At 59.7% G+C, this 16,240-nt stretch carries 18 protein-coding genes; 9 read left to right on the plus strand and 9 right to left on the minus strand.

Annotation, left to right across the window (positions count from 1 at the left end; genetic code table 11):
- The first annotated feature begins 34 nt into the window (after positions 1-34).
- The 5 genes from C9422_RS26335 to C9422_RS26355 all read left to right on the plus strand — a co-directional run bounded on the left by C9422_RS26335 (position 35) and on the right by C9422_RS26355 (position 5,175).
- Positions 35-1,366, plus strand: a complete 1,332-nt coding sequence (locus C9422_RS26335) for an MFS transporter (protein ID WP_116582697.1) — start codon at positions 35-37, stop codon at positions 1,364-1,366.
- A gap of 72 nt (positions 1,367-1,438) precedes the next feature.
- Positions 1,439-2,344 carry a dihydrodipicolinate synthase family protein gene (locus C9422_RS26340; protein WP_116582698.1) on the plus strand — a complete coding sequence of 302 codons (906 nt, stop codon included), beginning with the start codon at positions 1,439-1,441 and terminating at the stop codon, positions 2,342-2,344.
- The gene (locus C9422_RS26345) at positions 2,341-3,837 is read left to right on the plus strand and encodes an aldehyde dehydrogenase (protein ID WP_116582699.1); all 1,497 of its coding nucleotides are present in this window, start codon (positions 2,341-2,343) and stop codon (positions 3,835-3,837) included. Before C9422_RS26340 ends, C9422_RS26345 begins: the two co-directional genes overlap by 4 nt.
- A 274-nt stretch (positions 3,838-4,111) precedes the next feature.
- A complete protein-coding gene (locus tag C9422_RS26350; RefSeq protein WP_116582700.1) occupies positions 4,112-4,852 on the plus strand; it encodes an AzlC family ABC transporter permease in 741 nt (246 codons plus the stop codon).
- Positions 4,849-5,175 carry an AzlD domain-containing protein gene (locus C9422_RS26355; protein WP_116582701.1) on the plus strand — a complete coding sequence of 109 codons (327 nt, stop codon included), beginning with the start codon at positions 4,849-4,851 and terminating at the stop codon, positions 5,173-5,175. The genes C9422_RS26350 and C9422_RS26355 overlap by 4 nt, the downstream gene beginning before the upstream one ends.
- Here the strand turns inward: C9422_RS26355 and C9422_RS26360 are convergent.
- Positions 5,162-5,680: a MaoC family dehydratase gene (locus tag C9422_RS26360; protein ID WP_116582702.1), complete on the minus strand. Its 519-nt coding sequence runs from the start codon at positions 5,678-5,680 to the stop codon at positions 5,162-5,164. The genes C9422_RS26355 and C9422_RS26360 overlap by 14 nt on opposite strands.
- A 61-nt stretch (positions 5,681-5,741) precedes the next feature.
- A complete protein-coding gene (locus tag C9422_RS26365) occupies positions 5,742-6,359 on the minus strand; it encodes a LysE family translocator (RefSeq protein WP_116582703.1) in 618 nt (205 codons plus the stop codon).
- 151 nt (positions 6,360-6,510) lie between these two features.
- Here C9422_RS26365 and C9422_RS26370 point away from each other — a divergent pair, with 151 nt between their 5' ends.
- From C9422_RS26370 to C9422_RS32675, 3 genes are all read left to right on the plus strand, one after another.
- Entirely contained in the window at positions 6,511-6,963 is a 453-nt protein-coding gene (locus C9422_RS26370; RefSeq protein ID WP_095967251.1) for an Lrp/AsnC family transcriptional regulator, read from the plus strand.
- Between the two features lie 169 nt (positions 6,964-7,132).
- Positions 7,133-7,519, plus strand: coding sequence for a YkvA family protein (locus C9422_RS26375; RefSeq protein WP_116582704.1), 387 nt, complete (start codon positions 7,133-7,135; stop codon positions 7,517-7,519).
- 270 nt (positions 7,520-7,789) lie between these two features.
- Positions 7,790-8,611, plus strand: a complete 822-nt coding sequence (locus C9422_RS32675; RefSeq protein WP_116582705.1) for a hypothetical protein — start codon at positions 7,790-7,792, stop codon at positions 8,609-8,611.
- Between the two features lie 142 nt (positions 8,612-8,753).
- Here the strand turns inward: C9422_RS32675 and arsH are convergent, their stop codons facing one another.
- Genes arsH through C9422_RS26400 form a run of 4 tightly spaced genes read right to left on the minus strand, consistent with a single transcriptional unit; the run spans position 8,754 to position 11,614 of the window.
- Positions 8,754-9,449, minus strand: coding sequence for an arsenical resistance protein ArsH (arsH, locus tag C9422_RS26385; protein WP_116582706.1), 696 nt, complete (start codon positions 9,447-9,449; stop codon positions 8,754-8,756).
- Positions 9,450-9,460: 11 nt separating this feature from the next.
- Positions 9,461-9,931 carry an arsenate reductase ArsC gene (locus C9422_RS26390; protein WP_102674275.1) on the minus strand — a complete coding sequence of 157 codons (471 nt, stop codon included), beginning with the start codon at positions 9,929-9,931 and terminating at the stop codon, positions 9,461-9,463.
- Positions 9,932-9,959: 28 nt separating this feature from the next.
- The gene (locus C9422_RS26395) at positions 9,960-11,243 is read right to left on the minus strand and encodes an arsenic transporter (protein ID WP_007978309.1); all 1,284 of its coding nucleotides are present in this window, start codon (positions 11,241-11,243) and stop codon (positions 9,960-9,962) included.
- A gap of 23 nt (positions 11,244-11,266) precedes the next feature.
- On the minus strand, positions 11,267-11,614 hold the full coding sequence (locus C9422_RS26400; protein WP_116582707.1) for a metalloregulator ArsR/SmtB family transcription factor: 348 nt from the start codon (positions 11,612-11,614) through the stop codon (positions 11,267-11,269).
- A gap of 144 nt (positions 11,615-11,758) precedes the next feature.
- Between C9422_RS26400 and C9422_RS26405 the strand changes: the two genes are divergently transcribed.
- A complete protein-coding gene (locus C9422_RS26405; protein ID WP_116582708.1) occupies positions 11,759-12,262 on the plus strand; it encodes a GNAT family N-acetyltransferase in 504 nt (167 codons plus the stop codon).
- Positions 12,263-12,292: 30 nt separating this feature from the next.
- Here the strand turns inward: C9422_RS26405 and C9422_RS26410 are convergent, their stop codons facing one another.
- The 3 genes from C9422_RS26410 to C9422_RS26420 form a co-directional block, all read right to left on the minus strand.
- On the minus strand, positions 12,293-13,192 hold the full coding sequence (locus tag C9422_RS26410; protein WP_116582709.1) for a DUF2950 domain-containing protein: 900 nt from the start codon (positions 13,190-13,192) through the stop codon (positions 12,293-12,295).
- A 26-nt stretch (positions 13,193-13,218) separates the two neighbouring features.
- Positions 13,219-14,787 carry a DUF3300 domain-containing protein gene (locus C9422_RS26415; protein ID WP_116582710.1) on the minus strand — a complete coding sequence of 523 codons (1,569 nt, stop codon included), beginning with the start codon at positions 14,785-14,787 and terminating at the stop codon, positions 13,219-13,221.
- Between the two features lie 167 nt (positions 14,788-14,954).
- Positions 14,955-16,232 carry a flavohemoglobin expression-modulating QEGLA motif protein gene (locus C9422_RS26420; protein WP_116582711.1) on the minus strand — a complete coding sequence of 426 codons (1,278 nt, stop codon included), beginning with the start codon at positions 16,230-16,232 and terminating at the stop codon, positions 14,955-14,957.
- Between the last annotated feature and the right edge of the window lie 8 nt (positions 16,233-16,240).

Below are 16,240 nucleotides of genomic sequence, written 5' to 3' on the forward strand. Positions count from 1 at the left end.
CCAGGGAATTGCCGAAGCAAAATAGGAGATAATAATGACAAGTCCTAATACATCTATTGAGGATGTTCCTCTCAATAACTTCCATCGCTTGCTGACGGCCCGTTCCGGGGGCGGGTCATTTGTCGATGGGTATGTACTTAGCATTATCGGAATAGCGATGATGCAAATTACCTCAGCGCTGAATTTGTCAGAGTTCTGGCAAGGAATGATTGCAGCATCGGCTCTAATGGGTGTGTTTTTTGGTGGTTTCATCGGTGGCTGGTTGACCGATAAGCTGGGTCGAAAAAAAGTTTATTTCGTTGGGCCAACGCTGTTCATTCTTTGTTCGTTGGCACAGTTTTGGGTCGAGTCAGCGCCGGTATTGTTCGCCCTCAGATTCATCATCGGTCTGGCGGTGGGTATTGAATACCCCGTGGCCACGTCCTTGTTGGTCGAGTTCCTGCCGAAAAAGCAACGTGGCCCCAGGCTCGCAGCGTTGACCATCCTGTGGTTTGCCGGGGCGGCATTCGCCTACGTTGTCGGCACTTCAATCCTGAGTGTGGGCGGTGATGACGCCTGGCGTTATGCGCTGGCGAGTGCCGCTGTCATTGGGCTGGTGCTGCTATTGCTGCGTGTTGGCACACCTGAGTCTGCGCGCTGGCTCTTGAGCAAAGGGCGCGAGGGTGATGCGGAACGCGTGATCAAGCGTGTGTACGGTCAGCACTATTCGCTTAGAGACCTGCCTGAAGAGCCAGACCAGAAGAAAATGTCATTCCGGGATTTGCTTCATTCCGGGTACGGGAAACGCTTGTTCTTTGTTTCGATCTTCTGGTCCTGCTCGATTATTCCGGTTTTTGCCGTCTATGCCTTCGCCCCCAAGGTTCTCCTTGCGTTGAATCTGAAAGAGGCGTGGGCCTCATACGGTTCCATGGCCATCACGATGTTGTTTGTTGTGGGTTGTGTGGTCGCGACAAGGCTGATCAACACGATTGGCCGGCGCTGCATGCTGATACACAGTTTTCTATGGTCTGGTCTGGCTCTGTTGGGGCTGGCGACTTTTTCAAACAGCAATGAAGTTCTGGTGCTCTTGCTGTTCGGCGCCTACGCGGTATTCATCGGTGGAGCACAAGTTCTGCAACTTGTTTATCCGAACGAGTTGTTCCCTACGGAAATTCGCGCATTTGCCGTAGGCATTGGAACTTCTCTTTCCCGTGTGGGAGCAGCTGTCGGCACTTACCTGGTACCTGTTTCGCTGCAGACACTGGGTATCGGCAACACGATGTATGTGGCCGCAGTGGTCACCTTTATCGGGCTGATGGCGGCTTGGGCCATGGCTCCCGAAACACGTTCGCTGAACTTGCGTGATGCGGCGGCGCTTACCAATTAAGTCGTTGGGGCCGTGACAAATGGCGGTCGACGCCAAGTTGGAAAACATTCCCTTAGTGATGGAGAGGCAATCATGAAATTCGAAGGCATTTATACCCCGGCAATCACTCCTTTGACCGCAAGCGGTGAGATCGACAAGGCGGCTTTCTCCGACGTGCTGGAGTATCTGATCGAGTCGAAAGTACACGGCATCATCATCGGCGGTTCGACCGGCGAGTACTACGCCCATACTGCTCAAGAACGCATCGAACTGGCGACCCAGGCTAAGGATGTCATCGGCGCACGGCTGCCACTGGTGATTGGTACCGGAGCAATCCGCACTGAAGATTCCGTCGAATATGCCAAGGCCGCCCGTGAGATCAAGGCTGATGCAATTCTGGTGGGCTCTCCGCCTTATGCATTGCCGACCGAGAAGGAAAACGCCATCCATGCGCTGACCGTGGATCGCGCTGCGGGCCTGCCGATCATGCTCTACAACTACCCTGCACGCATGGGCGTCAGCATGGGGCCGGAGTATTTCGCGGCCGTTGTCGAAAGCAAAAACATCGTGGCCATCAAGGAAAGTTCCGGCGACATGGCGCAAGTCCATCGTCTGGCACGGGAGTATCCGAACATCAGCCTGTCCTGTGGTTGGGATGACCAGGCACTGGAATTCTTCGCCTGGGGCGCGCGCAGCTGGGTTTGCGCCGGCTCGAACTTCATTCCCCGCGAGCACGTTGCGCTCTACGAGGCCTGTGTCGTCGAGAAGGACTTCGATAAAGGTCGCAAGATCATGAGCGCCTTCATGCCGCTGATGGACTTCCTGGAAAGCGGAAAATTCGTGCAGTCGATCAAGGTTGGCTGCGCGTTGAATGGTCTTCGCACAGGTGGTGTACGTTCGCCTCTGCAACCCCTGTACGACCACGAGAAGCAGGCCTTGCAGGACATCATCACCACGCTCAAACGTGACGTCGCCCAGGTGACCGGGAGCGCAAAATGACTGGCCTTCTCAGCGCGGCAGAATATGCCGCCATCGCGCAGGAACTGAAGTTTCCGACTCAGTCGTTCGTCAACGGGGCGTCCTACATCTCGGTGTCGGGCAAAACGTTTACGACAATCAACCCTGCGACCAATGACGTACTGGCCGAGATTACTGCCTGCAACGCTCAAGACGTTGACTTCGCGGTGGCCAAGGCCAAGGAAGCATTCGAAGATGGACGCTGGCATAAGCTGAGCCCAGGCGAGCGCAAGAAGGTGTTGTTGCGCTTTGCCGATCTGCTGGAGCAGCACTCGCACGAGCTGTCTGTCCTGGAAAGTCTGGATAGCGGCAAACCCGTGCGCGAGTGCCAGCTCACGGATGTTCCGGAAACCATTCACATGATCCGCTGGCATGCAGAGTTGATCGACAAGATCTACGACAGTACCGCACCGGTCGGTTCCGGCGCGTTGAGCCTGGTAGTACGAGAAGCCATCGGGGTTGTCGGCCTGGTGCTGCCCTGGAACTTCCCGCTGCTCATGCTGGCGTGGAAGATCGGCCCATCACTGGCCGCAGGCTGCTCCATCATCGTCAAACCCGCCAAGGAAACCACGTTGACGGCGCTGCGTGTCGCCGAGTTGGCTTATGAGGCCGGCGTGCCGGCCGGTGTCTTCAACGTGCTGTCGGGCGGGGGCAGTGAAGTCGGCGAACCGCTTGGTCGTCACATGGACGTATCCATGGTCAGCTTTACCGGCTCGACAGCAACAGGGCGCCGGTTCCTGAACTACGCGGCGGATTCGAACCTCAAGCGCATTGTGCTGGAGTGTGGTGGCAAGAATCCGGCTGTCGTGATGGATGACATTGAAGATCTGGATCTGGTCGCGAGCCACGTCGTCAATGGCGCATTCTGGAACATGGGCGAGAACTGTTCGGCGTCTTCGCGCTTGATCGTACACGCCGACATCAAGGTCGAGTTGCTGAAACGCATCGGCGTTCAAATGCGCGAGTGGAAAATGGGCAATCCACTGGATCCGGAAAATCGCCTGGGTGCCATGGTCAGCAAGGCGCATTTCGAGAAGGTTCGCTCCTATCTGGAGCAAGCCGCAGTTGAGAAGCTCGACGTCGTTTATGGCGGCCACACCGAGAGCGATATTTTCGTTGAACCGACCGTTGTTGATGGCGTAGGTGTCGATAGCCGACTGTTCCAAGAAGAAATCTTCGGCCCTGTGCTGGCGGTGACAACGTTCAACACCGTTGACGAGGCCATAGCCCTGGCCAATGACTCGGTGTATGGCCTGGCAGCCTCGGTCTACACCGACAACCTGCGCAACGCCATCAAGCTTTCACGCGAAATTCGCGCGGGGATCGTGACGGTCAACTGCTTCGGTGAAGGTGATGCATCCACGCCGTTTGGTGGATACAAGGAGTCCGGGTTCGGCGGGCGCGACAAGTCAATCTGGGCCCACGATCAGTACACCGAAATCAAGACGATCTGGATCGACGTCTCGGAACGGTAACTTACCGGGCTGATGAACAGCGGTATGCACACTCATCCCGAATACCACGAATGTCGGGATGGGTGCTGCTCCCTTCAAAAAACGCGGCACCCGACGCCCCTCGTGCACGCTTCGCTGCGGCCTGTTGATGTCATGGGGCTGGGGTGACGGTGATAGTCGAGAATTTTCTAAGAGAAGGAGAGGGGACGTCGTTATTGAGTCTGGTAGATCGGTCGAAAGGCAATTAGATTCCGGCTTGCAAGGGTGTAGCCAAAGTTTGACTGAAGGACACGACATGACATACCGAACAGCAACAGAAGCTTTTTTAAACGGCGTTCGAACGCTCATCCCATTGACTCCCGGTGTCGTTCCATTCGGCTTGATCACCGGGGTCATGGCGATCGAGATGGGCATGTCGCCAGGCATGAGCATGGGAATGACATTGCTCTTCTACTCGGGGTCCGCCCAGCTGGTTGCACTCCAGCTACTGCAAAATGGCGCCTTGCCTGTGACGATTGTGGTCACGGCCTTGATCATCAACTTGCGCTTTATCATGTACAGCGCTTCGTTAGCCCCTCATCTGCACCACTTGCCTCGTCGCTGGACGTGGCCGGTGTCCTACCTGCTTTCTGACCAGTCCTATGCTCTTTGCACGCTGAAGTTTTCGTCAGGTGAACTGGGGCGGTTCGCACCCCATTTTTATGCCGGGACAGCGGTTGCCATGTGGCTGACCTGGCAGCTATCAGTGTTTGCAGGGGTGTATCTGGGCGCAAGCATTCCTGAGACCTGGTCGTTGAGCTTTGCTGTACCCCTTTCGTTTCTAGCGCTACTCGTTCCGGGCATACGCGGTGCGGCGAGCTTGGGGGCGGCGGTAACAGGGGGGCTGATTGCAGTGTCAGCGGTAAGTTTGCCCTACAACCTTGGGTTGGTAACGGCTTCCCTGGGTGGAGTCATTGCAGGGTTATTGATTGAAAGCACCGGCAAAAAAAACTTGAGCAGTGCTTCAGCCAGTCACGTCGAGAGGGAAACCCCATGAGTGATTTGTCTTTGTGGGGGATGTTTCTGGCGGTCGGCATCGGAACCTTTGTCATGCGTCTTTCTTTTGTCGAGCTTTATGGCCGGTGGCGAATTCCCACGCTGCTGAGTCGAGCCTTGGTGTATGTGCCGGCCAGCGTGCTGGCAGCTCTGGTTTCACCCTCGGTGGTGTACCCCAATGGACAGGGTGAATTTGCGTTCGCCAATCCCCAGATTCCCGCGGCTATTATCGCTGCATGGATCGCCTGGAAGACTCGAAGTACAGTCCTGACACTGGCGGTTGGTATGGCGGCCCTGTGGGGGTTCAAGTTTATGGCGTTGTAATCCTCCAAGGGGCTGGCTGTGCGTCATTGATGACGACCGCACCTTGGTTGGGATCTCCCTCGGCAAGCATTTGTTTGAGGCGTTCGCGCTCTTCAGTTCCCGGCAGTACACCCGAGGTTGTCGCCTCCACTACAGTGACTCCTTCTGCGTTGAAAATCATGACTTCGGCTTTTGCGCGACCCCGCTCATCGATGTCAGTGACGAGCCAATGGCAGGTGATCTGTTCTCCCGCGTAAACGGGATGCTTGAACTGGAAACTCATCCCTGTCGCCAGCCAGCCGATTTGCCCGCCAATTTCGGTGACGAGGCTGGCGGTCAGAAGGCCATGGGCAATGGGCGCCTTGAACCTGCGCAGTTGCGCGTAGCGCGCATCGCAGTGAACGGGGTTGTAGTCTCGAGAGATTTGCGCGAACTGACGAATGTCATCCTCTGTAAAACAGCGGACTATGGTGAATCGGTCACCGACCTGGAGACCATCGGCGGCACGTTCTCTCGGGCTTTTCATAAGCGCTCCATGGTAGCGGTGAAGCAGTGGCTAAAACGCAAAATGCATTGCCGATCAAGGATCAACCGCGGGTCTGTTCGATCAGCAGCACCAGCGCGATGATGATCATGGCGGCTCCAGAAAATCGGCTGACTCGTTGAGCGGCCGCAGGGCGCGCCCGAAGAATGACTTGTGAGCCAAATCCGACCAGCAGGTAGATCACGCCACAACTGACAGTGTGGACGAGTCCCAACGCAATCATTTGTATCGGTACGGGCCAGGGAGCGGTCGCGTCGGCAAATTGAGGCAAGAGCGCCAGGAACAGCAGGAACACTTTCGGATTCAGCCCGCTCACGCAAAGCCCCTTGAGCGCCCAGCGCTTCCATGAGCCCGACGCCTGAGTTTCATCCGCGTGAGGTGTAGAAGGGCGGGCAAGCATGTTGGCGCCCAACCAAAGCAGGTAAACCGCTCCGGCAACCGTAAGCCCCGACAAGGCCACAGGATGGTTGGCGACCAATGTGCCCACACCGCCGGCAACAATCATGGTGGCGATCAAATGGCCGGATAACAGACCGCCCACTGCGGGCAGGACGACTCGATGCTTCAGCCCTGCCGAAATCGCGTAGGCCCAATCGGCGCCCGGCGTGATGATGAACAGAATCGATACTGCCCAGAACGCAACGAAAACGCTAAAGGTCATGACGCTACCTGCTCCTTGAGTCAAAGGCCGCATCTGCATCGTTTTCAGCGCTGCACGGCAATGAATGATTGAAGGAAGAATAATGAAATCTTGTTAGAATTTACTTTCAAAGATGGTCATCAAAACGGCTCTGTTTGGGAGATTCTTCTATATGGACAGGATTGATCGAAAAATTCTTTCCGAGCTACAAAAGGATGGTCGCCTGTCGGTCACCGAACTGGCCGAGCGCGTGGGCCTGAGCCTTTCCCCGTGCCATCGGCGAGTCAGGGCCTTGGAGGAGTCTGGAGTGTTGCTGGGTTATCGCGCACGACTGGACCCTGGCGCACTCGGCCTGAACTTTTCCGCCATGGTGTTTGCCACACTTCGGGAGGGTGACAGGCAAGCTGTAGAAGCTTTCGAGACGGCGCTCGTCGAAATACCCCAGGTGGTCGATGCCCAGCGTCTGTTTGGGGAGCCGGACTACCTGCTGCACGTGGTAACCCAGGATCTGCCGGCCTTCCAGAGACTTTACGATGAGAGCCTCTCGACGTTACCCAACGTGCAACGGCTGACCTCGACGCTCGTCATGAAACGGGTCGTCCAGGACAGGCCCCTTCCTTTCTGATGGACAGGCTGCATGTGGTTCTTCATGAGCGTCGGGAGCGACCGCTTTTGGCCGTTCCATGCCGGTCACGGCTGGCTGCTTTTGGCTGCAGCCCTCTCGACTCATGGCTGTCAATCACCCAAGGCGCTACGCTCGCAGGCACGCCCCTTCAAGTACAGACGATGCCGATATGAAACACCTGCTTGATCGTTTACGGGGCTGGGCCAGAAACCTGAAACGACAGACGATGGTTCTCTGGTTTTGCTACCAGCATCCGCAAACCCCCTGGTTACCCAAATGGATTTCGGTTTTTGTCGTGGCGTACGCACTGAGTCCAATCGACCTCATTCCCGATTTCATTCCTGTGCTTGGGTATCTGGACGATGTGATCATTTTGCCGCTTGGCATTCTGCTCGCTATTCGCTTGATGCCTGCACAGGTGCTCGAGGAGTGTCGGTTCAAAGCGAGTGAGTGGGAGAAAAGCCACAGGAAGCGGCCAGCGAACAGAATTGCTGCGGTGATTGTTGTATTGGTCTGGTTCGTTGCTGCGGTCAGTTTGGCAGCTTGGTTGCTGTGAGCCGGAGTTGTTGCTCAACCCATGCGTCAGTGCTGATTCTATTTTTTTGAACTCGGGCTGAAAGCACTTATCCAAAAAAATATGTGGGAATGTTTCCCACGCAACGATGCCAACTGGCTCTGAGGGATCGTGCGTATACCGCAATAGCTCGTCAATGTTGCAGATTGATGGCTGTGCCGGTTGGCCGGCTGCTCCAAGGGGCGGCCGGGAACTCACTGGACATTGCGTTCGATACGGAGATGGGTTCGCAACTCCATGCGGAGGTGCATCATGCTGCTCAAGAAATGTTTATTGGCTCTGGCCATCGGTGGCGTCCTGTCGGCATCGACTGTCCTGGTGCCCGATTACATCGGTAGTTTCTCCAGCGTGTATGCCAAGGATGGCGGCAGCGGTGGAGGCGGTGGTGGTCACGGTGGCGGTAATGGCGGTGGCGGAAACGGCGGAGGTGGTCACGGTGGCGGTGACGGCGGCGGTGGCCACGGTGGTGGTGACGGCGGTCACGGTGCCGGCGGCCATGGAGGAGAGGGTGGCGATCATGGCGCCGCAGGCCATGACGGTGACGGTCATGGAGGCCCGGGACGCGGCGACGCTGACCATGGTGGTGTAGCCGGGAACAAAGGTCCGGGCAATGCCCATGACAACGACGCGGACGACGCTGACAACGATGCCGCGGATGCAGCCAGGGACGCTGCAAGGGCTGATGCCAATGCCGCCCGGGACGCGGCAAGAGCGACTGCGGATGCAGCTCGTGATGCGGCAAAAGCAACCGCAGATGCCGCTCGGGACGCCGCCAGGGCTGAAGCAGATGCCGCCCGGGATGCCGCAAGAGCGGCTGGCGTAGCGGACGATGACGCAGATGCTGCCAGAGACGCTGCCCGTGCCGCTGCGGATGCTGCGAGGGACGCGGCCAAGGCCGACGCAGATGCCGCCCGGGATGCTGCCCGGGCTACCGCGGATGACGCTCGGGACGCCGCCAAAGCCGACGCGAAGGCAGCCAGAGAGGCCGCCAAAGTTGAGGCGAAGGACGCCAGAAGGGATGTGGCGGATGCTCCTGACGAAGCGGATTTCGACGCGGTCGAGGTAGAGAACTGAGCCTGTACGTTCTGCAATGAACACGGCAGGCATACCGTAGAAAACGTCCCGCGAACTTGAGGGACGTATCGGCAAAGAGTCGCAAGCCCTGGAACGTCATGGGTTTGCGACTTTTTTCGGCTATCGAGCCAAATCTCTACAGTCAGATCGACCGCTGATTCACGCGCTGAGTCAGATCTTGCGCGGACTCTTTGCGTTCCGAGTAGCGGTCAACCAGGTCGGGGCGATCCCGTAGCAGCAGGGTGAATTTCACCAGTTCCTCCATGACATCCACCACCCTGTCGTACAGCGATGAGGGTTTCATGCGATTGGCGTCGTCAAACTCCAGAAAAGCCTTTGGCACCGAAGATTGATTGGGGATGGTGAACATGCGCATCCAGCGTCCCAGCACACGAAGCTGATTCACCACATTGAAGGACTGGGAGCCGCCGCAGACTTGCATGACCGCGAGGGTTTTACCCTGGGTTGGGCGAATGGCCCCCAACGCCAACGGCACCCAGTCGATCTGCGCCTTGAACACTGCAGACATCGAGCCGTGGCGCTCTGGCGAGCACCAGACCTGTCCTTCAGACCACTGCATCAGTTCGAGCAGTTCCTGGACTTTCGGGTGATCGGAGGGCGCGTCGTCCGGCAGCGGCAGGCCGGATGGATTGAAGATCCGCGTCTCGGCGCCGAAGTGTTCGAGCAACCGGGCTGCTTCCTCGACCAGCAGGCGACTGAACGACCGCGCACGAGTCGAGCCGTATAACAACAGGATGCGCGGCTTGTGCTGGTCGTTGCGTCCATGGGCGATGGGTGGGGTCAGTGCCGTGTCGAGATTGGGCAGGGAATGGGTCATAAGGGCTCCGGTCAAAGCGTGCCGATGCGTTCGAGTTCGCGCTTCAATGCATCGCGGTCAAGTTGTGCAAAAGGCAGTTCGAGGAACGCCCGGCAGCGCGTTTCGATGCGCGCCAGGGTTGAGTGGAACGCCGCCGCTATCCGTGCTTCATCACCCGTTATGTCCGAGGGGTCTTCCAGGCCCCAATGGGCTTTCAGTGCCGGTCCGAAGTACACCGGGCACGCTTCGCCGGCAGCCTTGTCGCAGACCGTGATGACGATGTCCGGCGGGTTGGCTTCGAAAGCCTCGTTGCCTTTGCTGCTCAAGCCGTCGATGGCAATGCCGGCCTCTTGCAAGGTGCTCAGGCTGCGGGGCAGCACCTGTCCCTTGGGGAAGCTGCCGGCACTGATCGCCTCGAAGCCTTCTGGCGCGAGATGGTTGAACATGGCTTCGGACAGGATGCTGCGACAGCTGTTGGCGGTACACATAAACAGAACGCGCATGGTGACTCCTCTTTGCAGGCGCACAGGGCTAGACGCTCAGGCGCAAGGCCAGGGCAGACAAGGTGATGAGCAGGATCGGCAGCGTCAGGACCACGCCGACCTTGAAGTAGTAACCCCAGGTAATGCGGATGCCCTTGCGCTCCAGAACATGCAGCCAGAGCAGGGTGGCCAGGCTGCCGATGGGGGTGATCTTGGGGCCCAGGTCAGAGCCGATGACGTTGGCGTAGATCATGGCTTCACGCACTACGCCGGTGGCGTCACTGGCTTGAATCGACAGTGCGCCCACCAGCACGGTGGGCATGTTGTTCATGCCCGATGACAGCAAGGCCGTAAGCAGGCCGGTGCCCAGCGCGGCGCCCCAGATGCCGAACTCGGCCATGCGGTTCAGGGCCATGGTCATGTAGGTGGTCAGTCCGGCGTTCTTCAGCCCGTACACCACCAGGTACATGCCCAGGGAAAAGATCACGACCTGCCAGGGCGCCTCACGCAGCACCCGGCGGGTGGAAATCACATGCCCGCGCGCCGCCACGGCGAACAGCAGCGCGGCACAGACCGCTGCGATGGCGCTGACCGGAATGCCCAGGGGCTCCAGGGCAAACAGCCCGACCAACAACAGGGCCAGAACGATCCAGCCGACGCGGAAGGTCAGGGGATCACGCACGGCGCGTCGCGGATCCATCACGTCATCGAGCGCGTAGTGCCGGGGAATGTCACGGCGGAAAAACCGGTACAGCACCACAAGGGTGGTCGCCACGGCAACCAGATTGACCGGCACCATGATGGCCGCGTATTCGGCAAACCCCAGGTCGAAGTAGTCCGCCGAAACGATGTTGACGAGGTTGGACACCACCAGGGGCAGGCTCGCCGTGTCGGCGATAAAGCCGGCCGCCATGACGAACGCCAGGGTGGACGCTGGCGAAAAACGCAGTGCGAGCAGGATTGAAACAACGATGGGGGTCAGGATCAGGGCGGCGCCGTCATTGGCAAACAACGCGGAGACGCCGGCCCCCAGCAGTATCGTGAAGACGAACAGGCGTCGTCCGTCACCCTTGGCCCAGCGTGCCACATGCAAGGCGGCCCACTGGAAGAACCCGGCCTCATCGAGCAACAGGCTGATGATGATCAGCGAGATGAAGGTCGCGGTGGCGTTCCAGACAATGGCCCACACCAGCGGAATATCGTGCAGCGTCACGACGCCTGCCAGCAGGGCCAGAACGGCGCCCAGGGAGGCGCTCCAACCGACGCCCAGGCCCTTGGGTTGCCAGATGACCAACACCATGGTGAGCAGGAAAATGGAAAACGCAGTCAGCATGTGGATTCTCGACGGTTGAAGGGTCAGCAGCAGGCGGCAGTGTTGAGAGGGCGGTCGCCCATGGCGTTCAGGCGGGTGCTGTTGTCCTTGAGCCAGTCGGCGTTCGCTGCCAGCGTGGTCTGCAGAACATCACGCACCCACGCCGGCAGATCAGGGTTGAGCCGGTAATACACCCATTGCCCCTGGCGACGGTCCAGAAGCAGGCCGCATCCGCGAAGCTGGGCAAGATGGCGGGAAATTTTCGGCTGGCTATCGTCCAGGGCATAGACCAGCTCACACACGCATAACTCGCCTTCACGGGCGATGAGCAAAGTGGCCCGGGCGCGGGTTTCGTCGGACAGGCATTTGAATACGACGGCAGGGTTGAGCATTGGCGTGGCTCTGTACATATGGTTATTCGAATATACGTTTATCCATATGTTTTGTGCAAGTCGCCAAGGCTCAAGAAAGGCGGGGATGTTCAGGTATGCGATAGACTTGCGCTGTTTCGACACAAGGCAAAGGAGATGCAGTGCATGGATTCGTTTAACGTTCGCGAGCTGAAAACCACTGACGCTGAGGCTTTACTGGCGTTCGAAATCCGCAACCGTGAATGGTTCGAATCGCATATCGATGCGCGCGACCCAGCGTTTTATTCGTTGCGCGGTGTCGCCGATCATATCGATAGCTATCTGTCGGGTTTGGCCAGCGGCGCCTGGCACCCGTTTGTCATCGAGGACTCAAGCCAGGCAATCGTTGGTCGAGCCAATCTGAAAAGCATCGACCTGGCGATGGGGTCTGCCGAAGTGGGCTACCGGGTCGATCAGCGCGTGTGCGGGCAGGGGTTGGCAACACGGGCGCTGAGGCATCTGATCCAGCAGGCACAGGTGCGCTGGGGACTTGCGCAACTGGTGGCCTATGCCTACAAGGAAAACCTGGGCTCCAGAAAGGTACTGGACCGGTGCGGATTCAAGCTTGAGCAACCTGGCCGTGACGACAGCCCGGGCCGCGAAGAGCGATTCGTCCTGTCGTTTCAATAGTTCTGCAAGCCCGTAGCAGGTTGCGGCGGGCTACTCCTGATCCTGATCCTGATCTGCCGCCACCTCCTGCCAGCTGTCATCGGGGTCAAAGCGCTTCATCGCCAGCGCCAGTTTTTCACCTTCGGGCCCCAGGTCTTTTTCGAACACCTGGCCTTCGTGGCTGATCATGAAGCTCATCACCCCGGTGTCGTTGTATTTCGCCGGCCAGGCAATCAGGGCAAAGCCGCGGCTCATTTTGTCGCCGATGAGGTAACTGTAGGCACCACCCGGTGCCGAAGGCCCCTGGCCATGAAGGATGCGGAAGCGGTAGCCATGCCATTCTTCGTCGGCAATGGCTTTGCCGAACGAAGGCCCCAGCGGGCTGATCTGGCCGCTATCGTCTGGTGCCCAATAGAGTCCGTCGTGCTTGCCGGGGGTGCTGAAGATTTTCTGCGCATATTCGAGTGCGCCATCACCGTCCCGATCGACTGACGCATAGTCCATCTGGGCGTCGTGATAGGCCAGCACCGATTGCACTGCGTCGAGTTCATTGCGGCCGATCTGGCGTGCGCGGATCTCGGCACTGCCGGCCTTCATGTCGAAGCGCCAGCCGTTCGCCACTTTTACCAGGGGGATCGGCAGTGTCCAATTATCGGGGCCGACCGCCAGGATGCCCTTGTTGTCACCGCTTTTTTCAATGTGGTGTTGCTCGCGGTATTGCTGCAAAAACGCATCGACGTCTTTGCGCTGCACGCCTTCACGCGGGACGTAGTTGTGCCAGTCACTGCCGAGCAGTTCCGTCAGGCGTGCCTGGTCGGCGTGTTCCGTACCCAGTGCCTGGACCAAGGCTTCTGCAGCCTTTTCCGGTGTTGGAAAGGCTTGCTGCGCCGTCGCCATGCACGACCACAGCAACCCGGCAGCTACCGCAAGGACAGGAGGCAGCAAGCCCATGAGTCCTTTCATTCGAGGATGGTTTTTCAACGACGGCCCCCCCTTTGACGCGCTGGTGGATTGGACGGCCGACTGACCTGGTGACCGGCCGAGCGGGCGGCACTGGGGCGATGGGCGGATGCCTGGCTGGCCCGGCCACGATTGGCCTGGACGTTGGCCTGGGACGGTGAGCGTGCGCCGGCGAACGCATTGTTGCGGGCACTGCCGGCACTGGCGGCCGGTCGTTTGTTCGGCGCCTGCCGCGTCTGCGCGGCGCCTTCCCTGCGCTGGTTCAACTGGGCGGTCTGGTTTCTGGGTTCCTGGCGGGCCTGGGGCCTGGGCTGCTGGTTTTCCCGGGTATTTCTGGCGGTACCCTGGCCTCTGTCAGCCGCCCTGGGCCTGTCCGCACCAGCCTGTACCCGATTGCCGTCCGCGGCCCCGGACTGGAGCTTGCGCGTTTGGTCACGGGCTTCGCGGTTGCTGGTGGCAGGTCGTTCGATACCGTGCTTGTCCATTGAACTGCGGGCATTTTCACGGGCCTGGGCGCGCTGGGCAGTGTCCCCGCGATAGGCTTCACGCTGACTGGCACCGTTGAGTTGGCGGCCGTACTGTGCGCGGCTCGCATTGTCTCGATAGGGCACGCCATTGCGGTGCACCGGGTTGTGCTGCCATTTGTTGTTGGTGATCCGGTTGTTGCCGTTGATGTTGTTGTAGCGATTGACGTCGATGTCGATGTCGTTATTGCCCCAGTCACATTCCCCCCACAACGATCCAATGATCGCCACGCCGGCGCCAAACGCGAGTCCGGCCACCAGGGCCTGGCCAGGGTAATAGGCCGGTGGCGGTGGATAGTACGCCGGCGGCGACGCCGGGTAGGGCCAGGTGCCGTAGGTGGTCGTCGGGTTATACGTGGGGACGTACACCACCTGCGGATCGGCAGGCTGGATGATGATGGTGGAGCTGCTGGCCGGCGCCGGTTCAGCAGCAGGCGCCGGTGCTGGCGCTGGAGCCGGTGCCGCATTCGTGGTTGCAGGTGCTGGCGCCGCGACATTCTGGATCGTCACGTTCTGATACTGGTTGCTCTGCAGATTACCGGCTGCCTGTGCCTGGCGACGCAAGCGTTGCGCGCTTTCCATGACATCGTCGGGCTGCGCCAGGAAGGCATCACCCAGGCGTTGCACCCAGACGGGATCCTGCCCCAGCGTTGCCAGAACCTGCGGGAAAGCGACCAGTGCCTGCACGCTCGGGTCCCAGGGCTGGTTCGCCACCTGTTTGACCGCGTCGTCACCCTTGGCGTCCGGGTGCGCTTTGGACCAGCTGACGGCCTCGCCGACTTCCCCGGGGTAGGTGGTGGCCATCAGCACCTGTGCAAACAGAGGGTCCGGGTAAAGCGCAATGGGCGCCAGCATCTGGTCCAGCTGTTCCTGGTTGAACACTGGATCCTTCGTCACTTGGGCGGCGGGCGCTGCAGTGGGCGTGCTTGCCGGTACGGGGGCTGCGGCGGGTGCCGGAACCGGGGCGGGTGCGGCAGCGGTCTCACCCGCACCCAGTGCCAGGCTGGAAGATCCGCTCAATAACAGTACGGCCGACAACGCGTAAAGAAATGGAATGTGCATTGCACCCCCCATGTGGTCAGGCTTGAAATGAGTGGATCAATCCCTGGCAGGTCAAAGCCGACCCTGCAAGCCACAGAGCTGCGCCTCGACACCGCTTCCTAATGGTAGCAGCTCATTTGAAGGACCTCGGCTGGCTTTGAAACGCTGTGATCCAGGTCTGATTCTGATCAATGTGCGCTGGCATCGCTTTCGTGTTCCTCGGCAAATGCCATGAACACGTCCAGGTCCAGCACATCCAGCTTGATCCGGGAGATGAACGCCGAGAAGGCCAGGTTGGCCGCCAGCAGACGCAGATCAGAGGCCCAGGCCGGAAGGTAGGTCGGCCCCTTGAGCCAGCCGGATTCGAACAATGGCGCCAGGCGCACCGTGTCCGCCAGGCTGAGGCGCCCTGCAAACAGATGCCCGATCAGTTCCGGCCGGTTATCGCGGATTGCAATGCGCAGCAGGGTGTGGACGCCGAGCAGCCCGGTCAGGTAAGCGGCATCCTTGGTAAAGGCTGAACCGCCCCGCAGATCGGCGCCGCGGAACACCCGTTGGGTAGAGCGGAAGGATTCCTCCTGCGTCTGCCCGGCCGCCAGAAATCCTTCGAATACCTGGATGAAATCGGCGCCCTCCAGCGCCTGCTGGACGGCCAGCACGCGCAGGGCCAGGCGACGCAGGCGGTTGATGTCCATGCTGCCGGTGAACAGTTCGGCCAGGGTGGCAATGCCCTCCTGGGTCTGGGTTGTGCGCGGTGCGCCCAGGCCCAGGCTGGTGAGGTTGGGCTGCCGCGCGCCGTTCTGTGCGGTGGCGACATGCACGAAGGCCTCGTGTTGCAACAGCTGATGCTTGTCCAGCTCCGTGAACAGCGCACTGGCCCGCAGGCGAATGCGGCTCGATCCGGCAATGGCCTTGGCGGCCAGGTTCGGATCAAGCACGACCGTGATCTGTCCGGCGCCGAAGAAACGGTCCAGTTCCGGTTGAATCCAGGCGGCGAACACCTTGGCCGGGATCTCGGCGGGGCAGGGTGGAATGCGTGCCCCCCCGAGCAAGGCCTCGGTGGTGTCGAGGAAGAACCGGGCCGCGTCGAGCATGCTCAGTTGCAGGCGCGAATAATGGAAATCCGGACGCCGGTACAGCGCTGACGAGTATTGGGTAAAGGCGGGAGTCCCCATGGCCCCCAGCATCTGCCCGGCCGTGGCATAGCTACGGGCGGTCAGGGCCAGGTAGTTCCCCGCCGGATGCCCCACATCGCAATGGCTGATAAAGGTTTCCAGGGCGGCGATGTCGGCGCTGTGGTCGCGGGGCTGTAACTTGACATTGGGCAGCGTGGCCCGCCCGCTGCGCCATTTCGCCAGGAAGTCCTCCTCGACGCCATCGGGCCAGGACAGCGCATCGAGCACGCGGATCTTGCGGGTCAGGCCGGGCAGGGCGGCATCGAGTTCGGACAGGGCAGCGGCACTCATGGATAGCT

It is taken from the genome of Pseudomonas sp. B1(2018) (assembly GCF_003097365.1).
GTDB classification, from domain to species: Bacteria; Pseudomonadota; Gammaproteobacteria; order Pseudomonadales; family Pseudomonadaceae; genus Aquipseudomonas; species Aquipseudomonas laurylsulfatiphila.

What these genes read in the sequence shown, in the direction of transcription:
- C9422_RS26335 (WP_116582697.1), top strand. Translation starts at nt 35, where the DNA reads ATGACAAGTCCTAATACATCTATTGAGGATGTTCCTCTCAATAACTTC.
- C9422_RS26340 (WP_116582698.1), top strand. Translation starts at nt 1,439, where the DNA reads ATGAAATTCGAAGGCATTTATACCCCGGCAATCACTCCTTTGACCGCA.
- C9422_RS26345 (WP_116582699.1), top strand. Translation starts at nt 2,341, where the DNA reads ATGACTGGCCTTCTCAGCGCGGCAGAATATGCCGCCATCGCGCAGGAA.
- C9422_RS26350 (WP_116582700.1), top strand. Translation starts at nt 4,112, where the DNA reads ATGACATACCGAACAGCAACAGAAGCTTTTTTAAACGGCGTTCGAACG.
- C9422_RS26355 (WP_116582701.1), top strand. Translation starts at nt 4,849, where the DNA reads ATGAGTGATTTGTCTTTGTGGGGGATGTTTCTGGCGGTCGGCATCGGA.
- C9422_RS26360 (WP_116582702.1), bottom strand. Translation starts at nt 5,680, where the DNA reads ATGAAAAGCCCGAGAGAACGTGCCGCCGATGGTCTCCAGGTCGGTGAC.
- C9422_RS26365 (WP_116582703.1), bottom strand. Translation starts at nt 6,359, where the DNA reads ATGACCTTTAGCGTTTTCGTTGCGTTCTGGGCAGTATCGATTCTGTTC.
- C9422_RS26370 (WP_095967251.1), top strand. Translation starts at nt 6,511, where the DNA reads ATGGACAGGATTGATCGAAAAATTCTTTCCGAGCTACAAAAGGATGGT.
- C9422_RS26375 (WP_116582704.1), top strand. Translation starts at nt 7,133, where the DNA reads ATGAAACACCTGCTTGATCGTTTACGGGGCTGGGCCAGAAACCTGAAA.
- C9422_RS32675 (WP_116582705.1), top strand. Translation starts at nt 7,790, where the DNA reads ATGCTGCTCAAGAAATGTTTATTGGCTCTGGCCATCGGTGGCGTCCTG.
- arsH (WP_116582706.1), bottom strand. Translation starts at nt 9,449, where the DNA reads ATGACCCATTCCCTGCCCAATCTCGACACGGCACTGACCCCACCCATC.
- C9422_RS26390 (WP_102674275.1), bottom strand. Translation starts at nt 9,931, where the DNA reads ATGCGCGTTCTGTTTATGTGTACCGCCAACAGCTGTCGCAGCATCCTG.
- C9422_RS26395 (WP_007978309.1), bottom strand. Translation starts at nt 11,243, where the DNA reads ATGCTGACTGCGTTTTCCATTTTCCTGCTCACCATGGTGTTGGTCATC.
- C9422_RS26400 (WP_116582707.1), bottom strand. Translation starts at nt 11,614, where the DNA reads ATGCTCAACCCTGCCGTCGTATTCAAATGCCTGTCCGACGAAACCCGC.
- C9422_RS26405 (WP_116582708.1), top strand. Translation starts at nt 11,759, where the DNA reads ATGGATTCGTTTAACGTTCGCGAGCTGAAAACCACTGACGCTGAGGCT.
- C9422_RS26410 (WP_116582709.1), bottom strand. Translation starts at nt 13,192, where the DNA reads ATGGGCTTGCTGCCTCCTGTCCTTGCGGTAGCTGCCGGGTTGCTGTGG.
- C9422_RS26415 (WP_116582710.1), bottom strand. Translation starts at nt 14,787, where the DNA reads ATGCACATTCCATTTCTTTACGCGTTGTCGGCCGTACTGTTATTGAGC.
- C9422_RS26420 (WP_116582711.1), bottom strand. Translation starts at nt 16,232, where the DNA reads ATGAGTGCCGCTGCCCTGTCCGAACTCGATGCCGCCCTGCCCGGCCTG.